Here is a 21,048-nt window from a genome sequence, read left to right as displayed (position 1 = left end):
AGATCTCAGCCATGATCCCTCTCTTTTTGTCTGAAAAGGGACGGCAATAGGTGAGGTGTCTCGTTCGATTGAAATAAGGGAGAAGGAATGATTTCAGTATCGATCATCAAATAACGATAGGTTTTCATCAAATGGATATAATCCGCTGCCGAAACTTTAGATGCTTCATATGCCATTATTAAAAATATATTTTCATAACCTCTGAAATGCACCGTGTTCTTAAAATTATCCTTAATGCTGTCTCCCTCTGATCCATCGTTTTCCAGCATCCATATACGCAGTGTCCCCTTCTGCGGAAGACCATCCCCTTTCAAACCTCGCTCTTCCCCAGCTATTAGTTTGTTGAATTCGCTCCTTGTAATGAAATGCAGATAATCGTTCATCTGTGTAGCGCTGAAAATTTTCTTTGCCTTCTCATAAATAAAGGCAAGCTGTTGGGGATTCCCGACGAAGACACTGGCATGCTTCTTCCTTACCCCGTTTTTTATGAATGAGTCTATTTGTTTACTATCTACTTCCCGCCCCTCATACAAATAAAGTATTCCTGTTTCTGTTGTCATTCCAGGAGGAACGCTACTTGGAAAAGGCGTTTGTTCGGGGCTTCGATCAAATGATTGCTCGGAAAAGTCCAAAGGGTCAAAGTCTAGTACCCCAGCAATATTAATAGCTATATGTATACTTGGATTACGTTTGCCTGTTTCAATCTGCGAGTAGCAGGTCCTATCTATTAAAGCTCGCTTGGCCACTTCTTCTTGGGTTAAGTACTTGTTTAACCTTCGCTCCACCAGCCACTCCCTCTTCATATATACTCCCTTTCTACAGTAAAATAGTTTGATCAGTCAGCCGTTGCAGAAAACTACTTCTTCTAAAAGTGGCCTGACTCCCATGACGATTAAATCTTTTCCTGACTTTGATTACATTTTCTTTTAGTTTTTAGATAATGATAAGTTGTTATTGTAAAGATACCGGGAAAGCTATAAGATTAATTATCCATAAAGTGACTGTATTTTCAATAAATAATTTTTTAAAATGAAATATTTTGCATAAAAATGCACTAAATTGCTTTTATAATAGAGTGAAACTTTTACTTCTTATACCCGTAACCTATGTAAGGAGGTTGAACGGATGACTCATGTAAAAAAACTCATTTACCAGGATGCACGGCGCCAATTGTTCACAGGCACCGCTTTATCCTTTATCGCACTCATTTTCATTATCGGTTTTCTTACGTTAAACCCAAGTGGTTTCATTCTTTCTCTCATTTATAGCGCGATTTTTACCATAAGCGGTCTCGGGCTGCTGCGTACCGGCTATCTCGACTTGAAAAAAGCAAGGCAGACGGAGGATGATTTTACGGAAGATGATACGGAGGAAATGCTTGAAAGGGTCCCTGCCCGGATGTATCTCGGCCAAAAAGCAATGAAATCCTATCATGCTGGGCTGTTTGCGATGGATGGCGAACTGTACGGTGAGATAGAGGAAGAGGTCGGACTGAAACAAAAGATTCTGATGGGGATAACAGCTGCTTTGTCATTGGATACCGTGCGTTCCGCTGATTTTATTTTGAAAGATAAACAGGGAAACCTCTTCTATAAGGTGGAAAAGAAAGGCGGGTTCTCCTGGCGGGGCTACGTGCAGAATAAGAAAGGAAACTATGTAGCTTACACAAAAGACACAAAAAAGAAAGGCCAACAGATCACCCAATACATCGAATCCGATCAGTGGCGTTGGCGTGCAGAAGGCGATACCGTCATCGGTCATTTCACCATCAAAGATCAAAACGGGACAACGTGGGCGATAATCAAACGTGGAGCAATCCCTACAGAAGCAGTCGATCGTTTTGAACAGATGCCCGGATACTTAGTCGAGTGGAAAAAACGGGATCATATCCCGGCCTCTTTGATTGCGTTCCTTTTTTTGCTGCAGTCACGGGACCGATGACTGCAAAAAGCGCCTGTCCCCTATGACATTAAATAAAAAGGGTGCAGGCGCTTCTCTTATAGACAGCACTTCCTTCTCCTTCGGATTCGTACAGGCAAAGGCTGCCACAATTGCTGTTCTTTACAGATAATCGTATCTCCCGTGAACAAGGGTCTTAAAAACTCGAAATTAAAATTCATGGATGGGTTTAGTCTTAGGAAGAGACTATGATTCAGAAATCAGGCTAAATTATTGAAAATTGCCGGTGTCCTTGGGGCAATTGGCGGTTTCGTTCTAACTATGAATTTAATAGGAACAGTGTAAGGAGTGGAAAAATGGATAAAAAATTACTTATTTATACTATTCTTGGAAACGTTTCGTTTGGAATAATCGCTATGTATGTTTTTTATGAACTTCAAATTCGGGAATCCCTGCCTCCTTACAGCATTATCATTTTTTCACTTACCACCTGGATGACCTACGATTACATTGCCCTGCTTCATCAACGTGCCGACGGAAATCACAGAATGTTATGGATCGGTAAGGCAACCTTGATTACTACCTTCCTGTTCGGCGGCCTGCTGATCGTTCTCGATTATATTTAGTATCACTATAGTTACTATGTGTTTACTTATCACGCTCTCCCTAATAAATAACGCTGACGAATGCTCAAATATAAACATTTCGTGTTCTTTCTACATAAACCGCCTTCCCACTGTCGTTTCCCTGTTATACTTCCTTCAGATTGAATTTAAGGGGAGATAAACAACATGTTACAAAAAAATGGTGGGCTGCAGCTGGAATCCTATTAATTTTGATAATCAGCGCCTGCAGTAACAACCAGGAAAGCAACGAAGAAAAAGATGACCAATCAGAAGAAGCGCCAAGAGAAACAACGCAAGAGGTCGTGAATGATCCTCCTAGTCTGGACGATTTAGAAGACAGTCCTGAAGCGGAATACATACGTTATGGGGAAAAACTGATGAAGGAAACCAATACGGTGATGGCTGATTATGTAGGAAACGAGCTCTCCTGTACCAGCTGCCATGCTGAAGGAGGATTATCAGATGCATCCTCTTTTGTAGGGGTGACGACCCAATTCCCACAATACCGCAAGCGGGAAGGCGTTGTGTTCACCATCGAAGATTGAATTAATGGCTGCATGATCCGCAGTATGAACGGAGAAAAAATCCCTTATGATTCGAAGGAAATGCGTTCGATGGTTTCCTACTTGAATTATATTTCTGAAGGAATTGAAGAAGGTGCTGATATCCCATGGCGGATGCAAAATAAAATGGAAGAAGTACCGAAACCTGACCTGGCTCGTGGAGAAGAAGTGTAAGAACAAAGCTGTATGTCCTGTCATGCGAGCGACGGTTCTGGAACCGGCCCTAATTCCGGTCCAGAGCTATGGGGAGAGAACTCCTTTAATGATGGTGCGGGAATGACCTATTTGTCCAAGATGGCAGGATTTGTGAAACGGAATATGCCAATTGGCCAGGAAAATTCCTTGACCGATCAGGAAGCAGCTGATGTTTCCGCCTATATCCTGTCCCACGAACGTCCGCTTTATCAGAATCATGAGAAGGACTTTCCACATGGCGGAAGACCGGACGACCAGATGAATAAAGAACGAAGAGAACAAATCCGGAACGGAAACTTTGATTGGTCAACCATCGATAATATTGTAATGCCAAGCGAACAAAATTAAAGTCAAAAGTGCCTCTCCCCCTTTGGAGTAATACGTTAACTTCCTAAGGGACAGGCACTTTTTCTGTTTATACGATTTTTTCCTTAGGCACTTCCTGCCAGCCGTGCGCTTCGAGGTGCTCGATGTATCTTCCAACTTCTATATTTTCTACTTCTATCGCGAGCGGTGACAAAGACACCCAGCATGTATCCGCCGCATAGTTAAGCGTCACCTTCGCCACCTCGTAGCCATCGTGGAATTCCGGATGAAATCCCGGATCGTTTATGCTGCTGTAGCTGATTATTATCGAAAAGATAATCTCTGGTAATCTATAAGACTACCCCAGATGTAAATAGAATTAATTTGGCTGCTTCTGGCAAAAGCCTTCGTTTATTCCAGACACTTTTCTCTTTCAACTTACCCATTATCGGTTGAGGCAGCTGAAAATAATTGGTATTTCTATTACTCCTACAGTAATTTCATTGACATACTATTGTAAACACCCTTATGATAGGTATATTAATAATTAAACCTATCAATTTAGTATGCATTAGAAAGAAGGAGGAAATTTTATAATGAAGAAATTTTTGCTATTATTCATACTTACGTTGTTGGCCGCGGTATTGGTCGCTTGCGGATCCGATGAAAAAAATGATAACCAGGAGGAAGCCGCTTCTTCTGACAACTCAGACCAATCATTGTATGAACAAATCCAAGAAAAAGGTGTCCTGACAGTCGGTACAGAAGGAACGTACCCTCCATTTACCTTTCATAACGATCAAGATGAATTGACGGGTTATGATGTGGAAGTCGCCCGTGAAATCGGCAAGCGCCTGGACTTGGAAGTAAAATTCAATGAAACCAAATGGGACGCCATGTTTGCTGGATTGAACGCCAAGCGCTTTGACATGATCGCCAACCAGGTCGGCATCCGTCCTGACCGCCAGGAAAAATATGATTTTTCTGAGCCGTACACGGTATCTACCGCCGTACTCGTAGCTAAAAAAGGAAATGAAGACATCAAGACATTCGAAGACATTGAAGGCAAGCCTGTAGCACAATCATTGACCAGTAACTATGCAGATATAGCAAAAGAATACGGGGGAGAAATCCAATCCGTAGAAGGTTTCAACGAAGCGATGCAGCTGACTGCCTCCGGCCGTGTCGAAGCAACGATCAATGAGCGACTTTCTGTACTGGATTATATCAATCAGAAAGGGGATCAAGCTCCAGTAGAAATCGTCGACAGGCAAGAAGATGCCGCTGAAAGTGCCATGATGTTCCGAAAAGGCAATCAAGATCTTGTAGAAGCAGTGAATGGTGCATTGAAAGAAATGAAAGAAGATGGCACGCTAGCTGAAATCTCCAATAAGTGGTTTGGCGAAGATGTATCTACTCAGTAATCTGATTATGTCAGCTTCTTTAGGTATGGATCGCTACCTGGATATTTTCCAAAGCTCCTTTTTTCCTCTGTTGGAGGGGGCTTTGGCCCGCACCATACCTCTTACCTTGATTGCTTTCAGTATAGGCCTCGTGTTAGCTGTCGTCACTGCTTTGTTTCGTTTATCCGGCATTAAGCTGCTGGAGATAATCGCCAGAATTTATGTATCGATTATTCGCGGCACCCCATTACTCGTGCAACTGTATATCATTTTCTTTGGACTAGTAAGCATAGGAATCGAAGTAGATCCCTTTCCTGCAGCAATCGTCGGTTTTTCATTGAATACAGGGGCCTATGCTTCTGAAATCATTCGTGCTGCAATTCAATCGATTCCGAAAGGACAATGGGAAGCATCCTACTCCATCAGTATGAATTATGGACAGGCGCTTCGCCGGATTATCATCCCCCAGGCGACAAGAGTTTCAATCCCGCCATTGTCCAATTCTTTCATCAGTCTGGTAAAGGATACGTCACTCGCTTCCACCATCATGGTCACAGAAATGTTCCGGAAATCACAGGAAATTGTTGCAACAACTTATGAACCGTTACTGCTATATACGGAAGCCGCTCTACTGTATTGGACAATCTGTTTCCTATTGTCACTAGGACAAGATGCCATTGAGAAACACTTGAATCGATATGTGCAAACGTAAGGAGACTCAACTATGCTATCAATTAACAACCTTCATAAACAGTTTGGTGACCTAGTCGTATTAAACGGCATCGATTTGAAAGTCGAAACTGGCAAAGTTGTTGTCGTGATTGGCCCTTCCGGTTCAGGTAAAACAACTTTGCTAAGGTGTCTAAATGTACTGGAGACCCCTAATCAAGGGGAACTGCAGATAAATAATCAAACACTTGATTTCTCCACAAAAGTTACTAAAAAAAATATTCAATCCTTTCGGAAACAGACCGGAATGGTATTCCAGACCTATAACCTCTTTCCGCATAAAACAGCGATCGAAAATGTAATGGAAGGACCGGTCATTGTCCAGAACATCAAGAAACAGAAAGCTCGCGAAAAAGCCAGACAACTATTGGAAAAAGTAGGGCTAGGCGACAAAATGGACTACTACCCGTTCCAGCTCTCCGGCGGCCAGCAACAACGGGTAGGAATCGCCAGAGCACTTGCGATGGAACCAGAGGTCATGTTATTTGATGAACCAACCTCGGCACTGGATCCTGAACTGATCGGGGAAGTATTGCAAGTCATGAAGGAACTAGCAGAAGAAGGCATGACCATGGTCGTCGTCACACACGAAATGGGATTTGCCAGAGATGTAGCAGATGAAGTCATTTTTATGGAAGGCGGTCACATCGTTGAACACGGCCATCCGTCTGAAATGTTCTCCCATCCCTCTAATGAAAGAACAAAAGAATTTTTAAATTTATTGAGTGAGTAAGTAAGTGGAGTGCCCTTCATTAATACTATCCCCTTTCTCATTCGGATGCTTCACCCATTAAAAAAACTTGGCTGCCCGCCAAGTTTTTTTAATCAGGAGTATCGAAAGTCGTAGCCATTCCATTGATTTTCCGTTCCTTTTCCTAATGAAGAACAGGTGATGCATTCACCTGTGGTACATAAAGCGAGAAAAGCTAAAATTGATTTAATTCAAGCTTTTTGTTGTTTTTTTGTATTTGTAACAGACCTGTTATCACTTTCAGCTACCCTCCATTCTAATGCTATCGTTCGAGAGCGGCACTTTTTTAACAAAGATGAACCCTTTTGATGAATCAATTCGTATAATCAAAAAGAGGAGGAGATTTTATGTTCAAAAAGTTATTAGCAAGTGTAGGCATTGGTGCTGCAAAAGTTGATACCCAATTAGAAAAAGACCACTTTGTCCCAGGGGAAGATGTGCATGGTAAAGTGGTCATACAAGGTGGAGATGTCGAACAATCCATCGACTCCATCTATATTTTCCTCATGACAGAAGCCATCCGTGAAGTGGATGACCGTAAAGTGAAAGAAAAAGTGGATTTACAGAAATATGCAATCGCCAATCAGGTGATCATCCAGGCCGGGGAAACAAAAGAACTTCCTTTTTCTATCAAACTTCCCTACCATGTACCTGCATCCCTTGGGAAACTTCCGATCTGGTTTGAGACAGGAGTAGACATTCCAATGGCTCTCGACCCTGAAGATAGAGATCCAATTACGATACCCCGCACCCGTACATTGAAAAAGTGTTGAATGTGCTGGAAAATAACTTAGGCTTCCACCTTAGAAAAGTGGAAATGGAGGCATCTAAACGGTTCGGCTATGTGCAGGAATTTGAATTCACGCCTGGGGGAGAATATCGTTCTTACTTAGATGAATTAGAAGTAATCTTCTTCCTTCAGGAGAACCATGTGGATGTCATGCTGGAAGTAGATCGCCGTGCCCGAGGACTTGGAGGATTATTTGCTGAGGCCTTGGAAATCGACGAAAGCCGGGCAAAACTCACGCTAACCAGCCAGGAGCTGAATGGACCGTTAGATACTGTTGCCCGTAAGCTGAAGCAAACGATTAATCAATATAAAAAATAAGCACCCCTGGACTTAATAAAGAAAACATGCCTGACCCCCGCCACGCAAAGTCATTAACGTAGTTGGAGGGTCAGGCACTTTTTGCGATTATACGATTTTTTCCTTTGGCAGCTCCTGCCAATCATGAACTTCGAGGTGATCGATGTATCTTCTAACTTCTATGTTTTCTACTTCTATCGCGAGTGGCGATAAGGAGACCCAGCATGCATCAACAGCATAGTTGAGCGTCACCTTGGCCACCTCATAACCATTGTGGAATTCCGGATGAAACCCTGGATCATCGATGATATCGCCCTTGACCGGACGGATGTTAGATTCATAAGTTTTCATCATAGCTTTCGATACATCCGGTTCATTTAATGAGGAAATGAAAATAATCAGATTGATGTGCATAGGAGCTCTCCTTTTTGTTTCCAGTCAGATGGATTGAATTTTATGGCCCAAAAACTCCTTTCCTGTTCATCGAGCGGATTGCTGCTCTTTTTTCAACTTGTTCAGCATGGTTAATAAAACCATGACAATCACCATCAGGAATGAGATCAACAGCCACCCGAACGTATACCCCTGTGTCTGGTCGACGACGAGTCCAAAAAATGGCGGCAGAAAAATGACCCCCATCGACCCGAGCGTAATGCTGAACCCGCTTGATAAGCCAGCCTGCTCTTTCGGTACCAGCTCAGAAGCTAGGTTCATCCAAATACCATTGAAGCCGGACACGGCAAATCCGAATACAAAAAACAACGGCACAAGCAGGCCGTACGGTGTTCCAGACGGCAAAAATGCCACCACGGCACTTGCAAACAACGTGATCGTCACAATAATCGCCATCACCTTCAGTCGCTCCCCGCCAAAGACACGGTCACTGATCACACCCCAGCCAATTCGGCCAAGCGACCCGCCCACTTCGGAAATGACAAGCAGCAGGCCGGCTAAGACAAGATTGATGCCGAGCTGTTCATAGGTAAACAGAACGAGATATGTATTCAATGCCATCTGCGAGCCATTAATTCCCATGGCACACAGGCTGATTAACAGCAATGCTTTGTTTTTTGCCATTGCAGCAATCGACTTGAAGGTACTGCCAGGTTTGGCTTTCAAATGATTGTTATTCTTCTCCAGTACCGGATCCCGATAGAGAAAGTAAGCAATCACTCCCGTAATAATCAGCCCGATACAAGCGATTAAAACAACCATTCTCCAGCCGTGTGTCTCTGCCAGAGGTAGCAGTAATATGGCAGCTAAGGCCGACCCGAAAGTGATTCCCATCTGCTTGATGCCCATCGCCGTCCCTCTTTGTTTTTGCACATGCCAGTAGACGATCCCGCGGTTGGTGGTCGGGTGCATCCCGCCATAGCCGATCCCGCCAATCATAATCAACAGCAATACCAATCCATAGTTATGCTGCAGTGTCATCAATAAAAAACTGACACCTAATGTAACTGACATCACCATCAACAGTGGCCGGGAGCCGAAGCGGTCCGCTAAAAACCAGTGGGAATAGAGGCAACCGCCTGCCCCAGGAACAGGGCAGACGGCAGCAGTCCGACTTGTGCTTTTGTTAAGGAAAGATCCTCTTCTATTAGCACCCCAAGCGGTCCAAGGCTGCGCCCGATGAACGCGACCATAATCTGCGCCATCAAAAGCCACAGCAGCATCCGCCACGGCTCGAACTTGTTCGCTGGTGTGAGCGTTGATGCAGATTTCTCCATTGTACTTCACCTCTTTTCTATCAAACTGCTATTAATTAGAGCCTATCGTATTTCCGCTTACATGCCAATTTCTTTTTCCCCCAAAGCAAAATAGTGCCAGAAGTGCTTAAGACCATGGTAGCCCTCTGCCTGTTCCATGTGAGGGGAAACCTGTTCATCAAGAAGCGCCCAGTACCTCCAGTTCCTCCTCACTCGCCTTCTTTATTCCTTTATCAAGAGAAGCGTAATAGAAAGCTAAAAAATGTACACCCCCCCCTCTGACCCACAAGCAGCACTTTGATCAGGGGAACCATTTTCTGGTTCTCCTGGGTATTGTTACACGGCATATATACCTCTTTTTCAGCAGCATGGTTAGTAAGAAGTTTTCAGGAAAAACATTAATTTTAACCAGGATGTTTGTGATAGCAACATTAACAGCCATTTGTGTGAAATATTATCACGGCCCCCCCTTGACATTTTTTCTGAACACGTTAACATAAAGTATGTAAAAAACGTTTAAAAATTATTTAACAAACTATCTTATTGATTTTCTTATGTGTCTGGTGTAGTTCAGCTTTTCGGAGGGTTTTTAAACGCTTAACACTATCCCGTCCAGGAAGGCGTGCGTAACTAAATAAGAAATGAGCTTTTGTTTCGTGTTGATGTTAAAATATTTCCAAACGATTTTAACGTTTGAAATATTTTGATTTAATATAAATTAATCAAAGGGGAGTTTTTCTTAATGAAGAGTTGGAAAAAAGCACTTAGTTTAATTTTAGTACTGTTGGTGGGTGCTATCTTAACTGCATGCGGCAGCTCTGATGAAGCATCAGATAAAGAGCAGGCAGAGGCAAGCGATGAAGAAATTACGATTGGCCAAATTAACTGGGCTGAAAATATTGCCGTGACAAATATGTGGAAGGTTATTTTAGAAGAAAAAGATTATAAGGTGAAGTTAAATAATGTGGACATGGGTACAACGATGAAAGCTTTAGAAAGTGGCGACCTGGATGCCAGTCTGGAAGTCTGGTTACCAGTCCAGGATGCTAATTATCTGAAGGAATATAAAGATACGGTTAATTTCTCCGAAGCTACCTGGTATGACAAAGCCAAAGTAGGCCTCGTCGTTCCGACATACGTAGAAGAAGTAAATAGTGTCGAAGACCTGAAGAAGCATAAAGAAAAGTTTGAGGGTGAAATTGTCGGTTTTGATCCTGGCGCGGGTACGATGGAAGTGACAGAACAATTAATGAAAGATTACAACCTGGATTATGAACTACTGCCAAGCTCTGAGCCGGCGATGATAGCTGAGATTGGAAAAGCCATCGAAAATAAAGAACCAATCGTGGCGCCGCTTTGGAGTCCTCACTGGGTCTTCTCGAAATATGATCTGAAATTCCTCGAAGATCCAAAGAAAACATACGGTGGCGTGGAAAAAATCCACCATGCGACCAGACAAGGGTTTGCCGAAGATTATCCGAAAGTCAGCGAATGGATGAAAAATTGGAAGATGAATGACCAGCAAATCGGTGAACTGATCGAATATGTCGAAAATGCCGATGAACCAATTGATGGTGCTAAGAAATGGGTCGAAGAAAACCAGGAATTAGTGGACAAATGGGTAAAATAAAGATTGTAAAAGCTAGTCTCTCATTTTCGAGAGACTAGCTTTTTTGTATGCTATTATTTCACGTCAATGAGGGAGCTTTTTCCTTTAGCGAAATAGAGACACGATCAACGATATAAGGGCACAATAATGGAAGAAGAATGAAACGATTTATTTTATTAAACATACTTGAATAATAGGAGGATTTACTTTTAACAATATTAGGTACTCCTAACATAATTCTCAGAACACCTCTGCTTTTATCAGCTTTAGCAGTGACCATGTCCGTTCGTTCCATTGTTCAAAGGAGAAATTGGGTGCTTTCAACTATTTTATGGGGTTTGTTTTTAGTTTTATTTATTGCTTTGATGATTTTTCTGGATAAACGAAAACAAAAAAAGAAATTTCATGTGCCATATCGCGAAAAAACCGAGGAAGAAAAAGCAGTGGAAAGAGCTATTGAAAAAGATAGGTATCGAGGTCCTGGAGGAATGCATTAATTCCTTCACCAGGGGTGCTTGTTTCAATTAGATCACTATATAAGCTTAGAACTTTCATAAATGGAAGTTCTCTTTTACAGGGGAATAACCACGTTTAACATAACGGAACAAAAGCGCAAGAGCCTTGCTCACCCCCGATAAGCTTAAGTCAAGCCTCGCCGTGACTTTTTTTATACTTTCAGACCAATTAAGTTTAATAGGTATAAGTAAAAATAAGGCTTTCGCCATAAAACGATAAGCCTTATTTTTACTAATCATAGTGAGGATTGACTTAAGACCTCAAGGGGACAGGCGCTGGCCGCTGAAAAACGCCACGTCCTATGCGTCGGAGCCGGATGCGGCTCACTGCTAAATGTTGTCCACAACCATCATTTATTATAATTTCCTAGACTATAAAAAAAGAGCGTCCAATTGCTTTTGCAATTCAACGCTCTATTTATCCTAGATCATACTTAACCAGTAACTGTGCCTGCGTCTGCAGGGTCCACACCATGTCGGTAATAATCGATTTGAAGCGGCTTGAGCGGATCTTTTTCAAGAATTAAGTCTGCTGCCTTTTCCGCTAACATCAACACCGGTGCATGGATATTGCCGTTAGTGACGTAAGGCATGGCAGAGGCATCAACCACTCGTACATTGTCAAGGCCGTGGACTTTCATCGTTTTCGGATCGACAACTGCCATAGGGTCTGACTCTGGTCCCATTTTGGCCGTGCAGGATGGATGCAGTGCCGTCTCCGCATCTTTTGCCACCCAATCTAAAATCTCTTCATCTGTTTGGACAGATGGTCCAGGGGAAATCTCTCCTGAATTGTATGGTTTCATGGCGGGCTGTGCCATAATCTCTCTGGAAACCCGGATCGCTTCCACCCACTCCCGTTTATCCTGTTCGGTGGACAGGTAGTTATAAACCATACTCGGGTGCTCTTTCGGATTGTTCGAGCGAATCTTCAATGAACCACGTGCATCGGAGTACATCGGTCCGACGTGCACCTGGAATCCATGTTCTGTTTCCGCTTTTTGCCCATCGTAACGGACTGCTACCGGCAGGAAGTGGAACATCAGGTTAGGATAATCTACGGTCTCATTGGAACGTACAAAGCCTCCCCCTTCAAAATGGTTGGTTGCTGCCGGGCCTTTCCGTCCGAGAATCCACTGTAAACCGATCCAAGGCATACGTGATAGTTTCAAGTTAGGCTGCTGAGAAACCGGTTGTGGACAAGAGTATTGGATATAGGTTTCCAAATGATCCTGAAGGTTTTCACCAACGCCTGGCAGATTCACTTTCGGCTCCACGCCAACGGAGCGAAGGTGTTCCGGGTCACCCACACCGGACAACTGAAGCAGCTGCGGTGTATTGATCGCACCTCCGGCAAGGATCACTTCCCCTGCAGTCACATGATGCATCTTGCCGTTCCGCTGGTAGGTCACACCGTCTGCGCGATCACCGTTGATATCGATATCTTTCACGAACGCACGGGTTTTAATAGTAAGATTTTTACGATGCTTAACCGGATGCAAATAGGCACGGGATGCGGACATACGTCGACCTTTGTATACGTGCTTATCGAACGGGCCAAACCCTTCCTGACGATAACCGTTGACATCCGGTGTGCGGGAGTAACCAGCCTCTACAGCTGCGTTAAAGAAAGCCTGGAATAAAGGATTCTTCGCCGGGCCGCGCTCTAATTTAATCGGACCATCGTGTCCACGGTATTCATCATCCGGATCTGCTGCTAATGCATTTTCCAGTCGTTTAAAATAAGGAAGACAATGGGCAAAATCCCACGTTTCCATCCCGGAGTCGGCGCCCCAGCGTTCATAGTCCTTGGGATTACCGCGCTGATAAATCATGCCGTTGATGGAACTCGAACCACCGAGCACCTTTCCCCGGGCATGCTTGATGCGCCTCCCTCCCATATAAGGTTCAGGATCCGATTCGTATTTCCAGTCGTACAAGCTTTTCCCGGATGGGAATGGTAAAGCCGCCGGCATTTGAATTAACAGATCCCATGCATAGTCACTGCGTCCTGCCTCCAGGATCAGCACACTGCGATTGCCATCTTCACTAAGGCGGTTGCCGAGTACGGAACCTGCACTCCCACCGCCAATAATTACATAATCATATCTTTCACTCATCTTAAAGACCTCCTCATAGTTTTGAATGAATGGTTATAGAAAAAACATCCATTCAAAACCCTCATACAGTTTTATAAATTAATGTCTCTAGTTTCTATAAAATTTTATTTAAACCAATTTAGTGGCTCTGGCTTGAGATTGCGATAAACGTGTTTCGTTTCCGTGTATTCTTCCAATCCAGGTTTGCCTAACTCCCGTCCAATTCCAGACTGCTTATATCCACCCCATGGAGCCTGGGCAAAATATGGGTGAAAGTCGTTGATCCAGACGGTGCCCATTCGTAATTCAGATACAACTCGCTCGGCCTTATCAACATCAGTCGTCCATACTGCACCGGCAAGTCCATAAATCGTATCGTTCGCAAGGCGTACGGCTTCTTTTTCATTTTCAAACCGTTCGACCGTTAAAACGGGACCGAATACCTCCTCCTGCACGATCCTCATCTCAGAACGACAATCGGTCAAGATCGTAGGCAAGTAGAAGAAGCCATTTTGAAGTTCAGGATCTTCAGGACGAGAGCCGCCAACTAACACAGTCGCTCCTTCTTCTTTTCCGATTTCCACGTATTGTTCAACTTTTGCTCGATGCTCTCCCGAAATTAACGGCCCGGATTGTGTTTCCTCATCGAATCCGTTGCCTAGTTTAATTCGCTTCGCTCTTTCCGCAAGTGCTTCGACAAAACGATCATGAATGGAATTTTCAACAAGTAACCTGGCACCTGCAGAACAAACTTGACCGGCATGGATGAAAGCCGCATTCAACGCCTGGTCAACGGCCGTATCAAAATCAGCATCCGCAAACACGATGTTAGGATTTTTTCCGCCAAGCTCAAGCGCAATCTTTTTCACATTGCCGCTTGCTGCCTGCATAATCTTCTTACCTGTATCAATGCCGCCTGTGAAAGAAATGAGATCGACGTCATGGCTCACAGCCAGTTCGTTACCAACCGTTGCTCCTTCACCGAGAACAAGGTTGACGACACCATTTGGTAAACCTGCTTCTTCCATCAATTCTGTTACTTTAATGGTAGTCAGCGGAGTAATTTCACTCGGTTTCATCACAATTGTATTTCCAGTCGCAAGTGCGGGAGCAATTTTCCAGGCTGCCTGTAACAGCGGATAATTCCACGGTGTGATTTGACCACAAACTCCAATCGGTTCACGAACAACTTTACTTTGGCTATTTGGAATTGGTGATTCAATCACTTCTCCACCGTCTTTATCAGCTAAACCGGCAAAATAACGAAAAACTCCTGCAATATCGTCCATATCTGCACGGCTTTCTTCCATTGTTTTTCCGGTATCAAGAGATTCCAGTTCAGCCAGTTCTTCCTTATCTCTTTCTATTAAATTAGCGATTTGAAGTACTTTTCCCCCTCGTTCAGCAGCTGGTGTATGTCTCCATTCCCCATGATCGAAGGCTTCTCGAGCCGAAGAGATTGCTAGTTTCGTATCTTCTGCGTCCCCTTCCGCTGTTGTAGCGATAACTTCCTGATTGAATGGGTTGATGATCTCCCTAGTTTTTCCGGAACGAGCTTCCGTCCATGCTCCGTTAATGAACATTTTTTTCATGCCTTTCACTCCTTATATTAACTTTATTAAATTTATTTTTAACGTATTTAACACAATTAATAGTAGCATACTCGATTTTCGTTGTAAACCAACACTCCTTTTCTCTTTTGACATTCCTTAAAGTTGCGTTATAGTAAATATTAAAGTAGTTAAATTTATATTTAACTAATTGAATAGTGCGAAACATAGGAAAGAGGGATTGTATTGGAAGAAAATCAGAAAAACTCAGAAGAATTGCTGGAACAGGCAGAACGTGCTGTCATTAACTCGATCGCCGAAACCATGGACCTTTACGGCGTCACCCCATCCATCGGCAGACTCTACGCCACCCTGTATTTCAAGCATGATCCCCAGACCCTTGATGATATGAAAGATGAACTTGGTATGAGCAAACCGAGTATGAGCACCGCCGTTCGTAAATTACAAGACATCAATATTGTGAAGAAAGTCTGGAAAAAAGGAACACGGAAGGATCTGTTTTTGGCGGAGAAAAATTTCTTTCATTATTTTTCCCAATTCTTTGGAGATAAGTGGGAAAGAGAAGCCAAATTAAACCTGACCGCCATCGATTATGCTAAAGAGAAACTGGTGCAAATCTTGAAGGATGAAGAAACCGGAGAAGAATTGAAACAACGAGCGGAACAGGATTTAAAGCAATTAGAGGAATATAGGAGTTATTGTCATTGGTTGGAGCAGCTGGCCCAATCCATTGAATCAGGAGAGATCTTTGAATTTCTCCCGATTGAAAAAACGAATCCAGAAGAAACTGACAGCAATAAATAACTGAAATAGCCTGACCGCCAGCACGCTAAAGCATTAGCGCAATGGGTGGTCAGGCAACATCACATTAAAACAAGCGTAATAGAAAAACGGTTCCGTAAATCCCTAAACTGAAAGCTTAAACCACATTTGATTCAAGCTTTCCACCTTTTTTAATTAGTTTGCAAGGGCATATCCTGTGCGAGTTCAGCTTGCCCAGGAGGCGTACCGTGAATAAATGCCGGAGCCGGCGTCAACTCTGGCTTCTGGCCATTCGCCTGCGGTGCTTGAACATATTCAAATGTGCCTTTTCCATCCATCGAAGGACCGTTAGCCCAGCGTCCTGTGCTACTTTCCTCTCCTTCTGAGAAGTTCATGAACGAATAAGCAACATCCTGCTTTTCATATTCCGGATTAAACGTGCTCGGAACGACCGCTCCCTGTGTCTGTTCCAGCTCTTCAATGGCAGCCATCCATTGGTTTTGATGCATTTTATCCCTGGCAATTAAGAAAGAAAGCATATCCCTGACTCCAGGGTCGGTGGTCATCTCATATAAACGAACGGCCTGCAGCCTGCCTTGGGTTTCTGCATTCAAATTAGCACGGAAGTCAGCAAGCAAGTTGCCACTGGCAATTGTGTAACGGGCATTCCATGGATAACCAGAACTGTCATTGGGCTGCGCGCCTAATCCGTTAACAATCGTATGCTGCGGATTCATTCCGCCAAGAACTGCTTCCACCACAGGATCCTGGGCTGCCTGCTCCTGATCATGAGCGGGAGCACCATCGAGTAATTGAGCAATCATCGTAGCAATCATCTCAACATGGGCAATCTCTTCGGTACCAATATCAAGAAGCATGTCCCTGTATTTACCGTTTCCTCTACAGTTCCATCCCTGGAAAAGATATTGCATCATGACAGAAATCTCGCCGAATTGCCCTCCTAAAATTTCCTGCAGCTTTTTCGCATAAACAGCATCAGGCTGGGAAGGCTTTGCATTATATTGTAATTCTTTAATATGTGAAAACATTTAGTTAGCTCCTTTTATTAAATCATTATCTTTTTTAATGTAGGCCAAAAAGAGCTAACTACCCGTATAAATAATTTCCAAAGTAAGATAATCATTTAAGGGAATCTTAACTTTATAAGAAGTGCACTTTCTACATTTACCAATCATATGGATATTGATCATAAAAAGAAGCCAGTCGGTTCATTAGAAACCAATTAGCTTCTGAAGGTTTAACAAAGCACTAGTTTAAGTTCATCCTTTTATCCATTCTCCTAACTTATGTGCATCCTCTATAGCTGTCTTATCGCTAAGAATTTCTCCAGGTTTTCCCCCTTCCCCTAATAAATATCCTTTATAATTCAAACCGATAAATTCGCAGATGTACTTGAACTGTTGGACAAGCGGGAGACCTTTCACACGAGGCTCATCTCCTCCGACCGCAATAATATATGCTTGTTTCTGACTCATTTGTTCTTTGAAATCCGGGTATTTTTCATCTCTTACCGTTTGCGACCAGCGATCGATAAAGCGTTTCATCACACTGCTCATGCCATACCAATAAATTGGTGTAGCAAAAATTAAAACCTCACAATCAATGATTTGGTCAATGAGCTGATCGTACTCATCATCCACGGGAGAAAATCCATTTTTGTCATGTCTTTGATCAATAATATCATGATAATGATACCTTTTAAGATCCATTCTAATGACATCTGGTAAGTTTTTTACGACTTCTTCTGATAACAGCTCTGTATTTCCGTTTTCTCTTGTACTCCCATATATTACGCCAACCTTCATTTAAATCACCTCATATCAATCATTCGTTTTTTTCAACAAGCCAGTAATCAAACAATACTATAACTATGTTGTCACGTATATAAAAATGAAAAGCTGCCTGCCCCCCCCATTGAGCTAATGCCCGGGGGACTGGACCGAAACTAAAAACCGAATAGAAAGAATAAGAACGGGTTTCTCTCAAGATAATATAACTATCTTCTAAAATGGAAGGGGACTCAACCGTGAAGGAAAAATTCACAACGGTTTTTAAAATATCGGTAGGCATTATGCTCGTGCTCGTGGTCATTGGTGTGGTATGGCCAGATGGATTAGAAAAGGCAACAGGAAATGTACAGGCGTTCATTTCTAACAAACTAGGATGGTATTACTTAATTGCTGTAACATTCTTCGTACTCATATGCCTGGCTTTTTTGGTGACGCCATTAGGAAGAATAAAACTGGGAAAAGCAGACGAGAAACCCGAGTTTTCCAGGCCGACATGGATTGCCATGTTATTCAGCGCGGGTATGGGGATTGGGATTGTCTTTTGGGGAACTGCAGAACCAATCAGTCACTATGCGATCAATTCGCCAACCGGGGAAACGGGGACAGATCAAGCAATCAAAGATGCAATGCAGTACACCTTCTTCCACTGGGGGATTCATGCTTGGGCGATTTATGGGATAGTGGCCCTTGTGTTAGCTTACTTCAATTTCCGCCATGGACATGCAGGACTGATTAGTGCCACGTTGAAACCCATCATTGGGGATAAAGCAGATGGAGTGATTGGGAAAATCATCGATATCCTCGCAGTTATTGCCACAGTCATTGGCGTTGCGACCACTCTTGGCTTTGGAGCTGTACAGATTAATGGAGGCTTGTCCTATCTATTTAATATCCCAACAGGCATTTTTGTGCAGTTCATCATTGTCGCCGTCGTAACGGTATTATTTATGATATCGGCATGGACCGGTCTGGGAAAAGGGATCAGAATACTCAGCAATGTCAACATGGGATTGGCAGGTCTTTTGTTCCTGCTTGTTTTCAGCGTAGGTCCGACTTTATTTATTTTGAACTTATTTACAAGCTCGATCGGAGCATATTTACAAAACCTTCCCTCTATGAGTTTTCGCATTGCGCCATTGAATGAAGAAACACGGGAGTGGATCAATAATTGGACGATTTTTTATTGGGCCTGGTGGATTGCCTGGTCTCCGTTCGTCGGCGTATTCATCGCGAGGGTGTCCCGTGGCCGTAGTATCAGGGAATTTGTATTTACGGTTTTGGTCGTCCCATCAGTAATCGGCTTTTTATGGTTTGCAACCTTCGGAGGTGCCGCAATCTCGCTGGAGCATAATGCGGTTGACACCATTTCCTCCCTGGCGACAGAAGAGTCACTTTTCGGTGTTTTTTCCAATATTCCATTAGGCATGATTGCTTCCATTGTAGCAATGACCCTGATTGGCACCTTTTTCATTACCTCAGCTGATTCAGGAACATTCGTTTTAGGTATGATGACAACCGGAGGTTCTGAACATCCTGGTAATACGATTAAACTGACATGGGGAGTCTTGCTATCGGCTACTGCACTTGCTCTTCTTTATACAGGTGGACTGCAAGCCTTGCAGAACACGATGATTATTGCGGCTTTGCCTTTCTCGATTATCATGCTGTTAATGGTAATCAGCTTCGTCAAGGCTATATATAAAGAGGGAAGAGAATTAGGTGTTGGACGCTTCCACCCGCCGAATAAGAAAAAAACTAAATAAAAGGTGCCGGACCGCCAGTGGGCTAAAACATTAACGCACTGGCGGTCAGCGCTTTTCTAAAGGGTGATTCATCTTATCCAAGTCAAGCTTTTTCAGCTCGTTCGTTGTTTTTTGTGACTTTGGCACCGAGGACATTTTCAAAATGGCCAAGCGCCCACTTATGCCCCGCTTCATTAAAACTCGCAACAGCACGCTCATCAATCACGATGGAATATCCTAAGTTATAAGCATCCATAGCTGTATGGAGTACACAAATATCCGTGCAGACACCAGTAAGATGAAGTTCATTGATCCCTCTTTCTTTTAAATAAAGGTCCAGGTCCGTGCCGGCAAACGCACTATAGCGCGTTTTATCCATCCATCTTACATGATCCAAGGCTTGGTTTTCTTCATAATACTCCTGAAGCGAACCATACAGCTTCCTGCCATCGGTCCCTTCAACGTTATGGGGAGGAAAAAGTTTGTGTTCGGGATGATACTGATCGTCCTGGTGATGAAGATCCACCGCAAAAACAACAGGTTCGTTGTCCTCTACCCACTTTTTCACGAACGATCGCAAGTCCGGTTCAATATCCTGACCCGGCTTTCCACACGTTAACGCACCATCATCCGCCACAAAATCATTCGTATAATCAATCACAAGTAAGCACCTATTCATACCACATCCTCCTCTCAGGTATAGTTTTACACATGTATTTATATATGTAAAGACACTTTTAAGCCGCAAAAAAAGACGCAAACACTACTGTGTTTGCGTCCCTGCTCATGTTGGAAAGTTATTTCCCAAACGCCAGGGGGCGGGCGTTTGGGTAGGCAGCTTGTGCTACAGTTCTAGTCTAACAAAAAATTTGCTCAAAACCCCTGATGTAATCAAAAGGAAATGCAATTTACACATTTCTTCCATACTTTTCGAGCGGCCAATTCCAAAGCATGGTATCTGCCCCCCAGCATGCTAAAGTATTAGCGGTGAGGGCAGGCACCTTCATTCAAGCTTATCTAAATCAAGGTTATTTTTTTGAAAATTCAGCAATTCAGAAGAAACTTTACACAATTATAAATGATAGGCTTTATAACGAAGTAAACGAAAGGAGGAAAGAAAACATGAAAAAAATTTCAATTACTTATTGGATTTCCACAGGTCTTCTGACAGCATTGATGCTTTTTAGTGCTATTACTAATATTCTTTCTCATCCCGATGCAGTCACTCTATTCGACCACTTAGGTTACCCTGCCTACCTAATCCCATTTATTGGAGTTGCCAAATTACTTGGTGTGATTGCGATATTGGTTCCTGGTTTTCCTCGAATTACAGAATGGGCGTACGCCGGGTTTGCAATTGATATCACGGGAGCTATGTACTCGACTCTGGCTGTGGGAGATCCTGTAAGTTCTTTCTTGATCTTTTACATGCTATTATTCGGTTCCTATTTCTTCTATCACAAAAAACAACAGTTCGGTACTTCGAGTGATAAGGCGATCATTAACAGCAAAATACCTGTTTGATTAAAATAATATAGGTAGAAAAACCAAAAAAACGGTGCCTGAATCCCATCATGCTAGAGTTTTAGCGCGGTGGGGGTCAGGCATCTTCACGTTACTCTATTTTTTAGATTCGCTACCAAACTTATTGCTGGTATGCCACCATCAAAA

Annotated in this window: 23 protein-coding genes and 1 pseudogene; 14 read left to right on the top strand and 10 right to left on the bottom strand. The window is 43.2% G+C overall.

All coding sequences use genetic code 11. The features are described 5' to 3' along the window. Nucleotides 1-5 precede the first annotated feature (5 nt). A complete protein-coding gene (locus BLV00_RS01485; RefSeq protein ID WP_245728720.1) occupies nt 6-785 on the bottom strand; it encodes a helix-turn-helix domain-containing protein in 780 nt (259 codons plus the stop codon). A gap of 340 nt (nt 786-1,125) precedes the next feature. Here BLV00_RS01485 and BLV00_RS01480 point away from each other — a divergent pair, with 340 nt between their 5' ends. The 5 genes from BLV00_RS01480 to BLV00_RS22235 all read left to right on the top strand — a co-directional run bounded on the left by BLV00_RS01480 (nt 1,126) and on the right by BLV00_RS22235 (nt 3,631). Further along, nucleotides 1,126-1,941, top strand: coding sequence for a hypothetical protein (locus BLV00_RS01480; RefSeq protein WP_093041517.1), 816 nt, complete (start codon nt 1,126-1,128; stop codon nt 1,939-1,941). A gap of 314 nt (nt 1,942-2,255) precedes the next feature. Next, on the top strand, nt 2,256-2,525 hold the full coding sequence (locus BLV00_RS01475) for a hypothetical protein (protein ID WP_093041514.1): 270 nt from the start codon (nt 2,256-2,258) through the stop codon (nt 2,523-2,525). Between the two features lie 209 nt (nt 2,526-2,734). Further along, complete coding sequence (locus BLV00_RS22245; protein ID WP_245728719.1) at nt 2,735-3,070, top strand: hypothetical protein; 336 nt, start codon at nt 2,735-2,737, stop codon at nt 3,068-3,070. Between the two features lie 24 nt (nt 3,071-3,094). Beyond that, nucleotides 3,095-3,262 carry a c-type cytochrome gene (locus BLV00_RS22240; protein WP_245728718.1) on the top strand — a complete coding sequence of 56 codons (168 nt, stop codon included), beginning with the start codon at nt 3,095-3,097 and terminating at the stop codon, nt 3,260-3,262. A 12-nt stretch (nt 3,263-3,274) separates the two neighbouring features. Beyond that, nucleotides 3,275-3,631: a c-type cytochrome gene (locus BLV00_RS22235; RefSeq protein ID WP_245728716.1), complete on the top strand. Its 357-nt coding sequence runs from the start codon at nt 3,275-3,277 to the stop codon at nt 3,629-3,631. A 67-nt stretch (nt 3,632-3,698) separates the two neighbouring features. On the opposite strand, the gene BLV00_RS21790 is transcribed toward BLV00_RS22235, so the two are convergent. Beyond that, a complete protein-coding gene (locus BLV00_RS21790; protein WP_176791279.1) occupies nt 3,699-3,842 on the bottom strand; it encodes a hypothetical protein in 144 nt (47 codons plus the stop codon). A gap of 343 nt (nt 3,843-4,185) precedes the next feature. Here BLV00_RS21790 and BLV00_RS01465 point away from each other — a divergent pair, with 343 nt between their 5' ends. The 4 genes and pseudogenes from BLV00_RS01465 (at nt 4,186) to BLV00_RS22715 (ending at nt 7,580) form a co-directional block, all read left to right on the top strand. Next, nucleotides 4,186-5,013 carry an amino acid ABC transporter substrate-binding protein gene (locus BLV00_RS01465; protein ID WP_093041511.1) on the top strand — a complete coding sequence of 276 codons (828 nt, stop codon included), beginning with the start codon at nt 4,186-4,188 and terminating at the stop codon, nt 5,011-5,013. Then, nucleotides 4,997-5,704, top strand: coding sequence for an amino acid ABC transporter permease (locus BLV00_RS01460; protein ID WP_093041508.1), 708 nt, complete (start codon nt 4,997-4,999; stop codon nt 5,702-5,704). Before BLV00_RS01465 ends, BLV00_RS01460 begins: the two co-directional genes overlap by 17 nt. Before the next feature lie 12 nt (nt 5,705-5,716). Continuing rightward, on the top strand, nt 5,717-6,454 hold the full coding sequence (locus BLV00_RS01455; protein ID WP_093041505.1) for an amino acid ABC transporter ATP-binding protein: 738 nt from the start codon (nt 5,717-5,719) through the stop codon (nt 6,452-6,454). A gap of 365 nt (nt 6,455-6,819) precedes the next feature. Further along, nucleotides 6,820-7,580 (top strand): annotated as a pseudogene (locus BLV00_RS22715) (sporulation protein). Nucleotides 7,581-7,667: 87 nt separating this feature from the next. Here BLV00_RS22715 and BLV00_RS01445 read toward each other — a convergent pair. Together BLV00_RS01445 and BLV00_RS01440 are read right to left on the bottom strand one after the other, a co-directional pair. After that, on the bottom strand, nt 7,668-7,973 hold the full coding sequence (locus BLV00_RS01445) for a hypothetical protein (RefSeq protein ID WP_093041502.1): 306 nt from the start codon (nt 7,971-7,973) through the stop codon (nt 7,668-7,670). A gap of 66 nt (nt 7,974-8,039) precedes the next feature. Beyond that, nucleotides 8,040-9,227, bottom strand: coding sequence for an MFS transporter (locus BLV00_RS01440; RefSeq protein ID WP_245728744.1), 1,188 nt, complete (start codon nt 9,225-9,227; stop codon nt 8,040-8,042). Between the two features lie 783 nt (nt 9,228-10,010). Here BLV00_RS01440 and BLV00_RS01435 point away from each other — a divergent pair. Together BLV00_RS01435 and BLV00_RS01430 are read left to right on the top strand one after the other, a co-directional pair. Further along, nucleotides 10,011-10,898: a glycine betaine ABC transporter substrate-binding protein gene (locus BLV00_RS01435; protein WP_093041499.1), complete on the top strand. Its 888-nt coding sequence runs from the start codon at nt 10,011-10,013 to the stop codon at nt 10,896-10,898. A 293-nt stretch (nt 10,899-11,191) separates the two neighbouring features. Further along, nucleotides 11,192-11,374, top strand: a complete 183-nt coding sequence (locus BLV00_RS01430; RefSeq protein ID WP_093041497.1) for a hypothetical protein — start codon at nt 11,192-11,194, stop codon at nt 11,372-11,374. Between the two features lie 54 nt (nt 11,375-11,428). Here the strand turns inward: BLV00_RS01430 and BLV00_RS22140 are convergent, their stop codons facing one another. From BLV00_RS22140 to betB, 3 genes are all read right to left on the bottom strand, one after another. Then, the gene (locus tag BLV00_RS22140; RefSeq protein WP_218131874.1) at nt 11,429-11,632 is read right to left on the bottom strand and encodes a hypothetical protein; all 204 of its coding nucleotides are present in this window, start codon (nt 11,630-11,632) and stop codon (nt 11,429-11,431) included. Between the two features lie 194 nt (nt 11,633-11,826). Then, nucleotides 11,827-13,512 carry a choline dehydrogenase gene (gene betA / locus BLV00_RS01425; RefSeq protein ID WP_093041494.1) on the bottom strand — a complete coding sequence of 562 codons (1,686 nt, stop codon included), beginning with the start codon at nt 13,510-13,512 and terminating at the stop codon, nt 11,827-11,829. A 104-nt stretch (nt 13,513-13,616) separates the two neighbouring features. Continuing rightward, complete coding sequence (betB, locus tag BLV00_RS01420; RefSeq protein ID WP_093041491.1) at nt 13,617-15,083, bottom strand: betaine-aldehyde dehydrogenase; 1,467 nt, start codon at nt 15,081-15,083, stop codon at nt 13,617-13,619. 204 nt (nt 15,084-15,287) lie between these two features. Between betB and cudC the strand changes: the two genes are divergently transcribed. After that, entirely contained in the window at nt 15,288-15,866 is a 579-nt protein-coding gene (gene cudC, locus BLV00_RS01415; RefSeq protein WP_093041488.1) for a choline uptake/conversion transcriptional regulator CudC, read from the top strand. A 149-nt stretch (nt 15,867-16,015) separates the two neighbouring features. Here the strand turns inward: cudC and BLV00_RS01410 are convergent, their stop codons facing one another. Next, nucleotides 16,016-16,873 (bottom strand): manganese catalase, encoded by an 858-nt coding sequence (locus BLV00_RS01410; protein WP_093041485.1) that lies wholly within the window; start codon nt 16,871-16,873, stop codon nt 16,016-16,018. Nucleotides 16,874-17,104: 231 nt separating this feature from the next. Beyond that, nucleotides 17,105-17,650, bottom strand: coding sequence for a flavodoxin family protein (locus BLV00_RS01405; protein ID WP_093041482.1), 546 nt, complete (start codon nt 17,648-17,650; stop codon nt 17,105-17,107). Nucleotides 17,651-17,871: 221 nt separating this feature from the next. On the opposite strand from BLV00_RS01405, the gene BLV00_RS01400 reads away from it, so the two are divergent. After that, a complete protein-coding gene (locus tag BLV00_RS01400; protein WP_281242960.1) occupies nt 17,872-19,398 on the top strand; it encodes a glycine betaine uptake BCCT transporter in 1,527 nt (508 codons plus the stop codon). Nucleotides 19,399-19,480: 82 nt separating this feature from the next. Here the strand turns inward: BLV00_RS01400 and BLV00_RS01395 are convergent, their stop codons facing one another. After that, nucleotides 19,481-20,056, bottom strand: coding sequence for a cysteine hydrolase family protein (locus BLV00_RS01395; protein WP_093041477.1), 576 nt, complete (start codon nt 20,054-20,056; stop codon nt 19,481-19,483). A 443-nt stretch (nt 20,057-20,499) separates the two neighbouring features. Here BLV00_RS01395 and BLV00_RS01390 point away from each other — a divergent pair, with 443 nt between their 5' ends. After that, nucleotides 20,500-20,901, top strand: a complete 402-nt coding sequence (locus BLV00_RS01390; RefSeq protein ID WP_093041474.1) for a DoxX family protein — start codon at nt 20,500-20,502, stop codon at nt 20,899-20,901. Nucleotides 20,902-21,048 lie beyond the last annotated feature (147 nt).

The organism is Thalassobacillus cyri, assembly GCF_900107755.1.
Taxonomy (GTDB): Bacteria; Bacillota; Bacilli; order Bacillales; family Halobacillaceae; genus Thalassobacillus; species Thalassobacillus cyri.
This window is presented reverse-complemented; position numbering and strand designations above follow the sequence as displayed.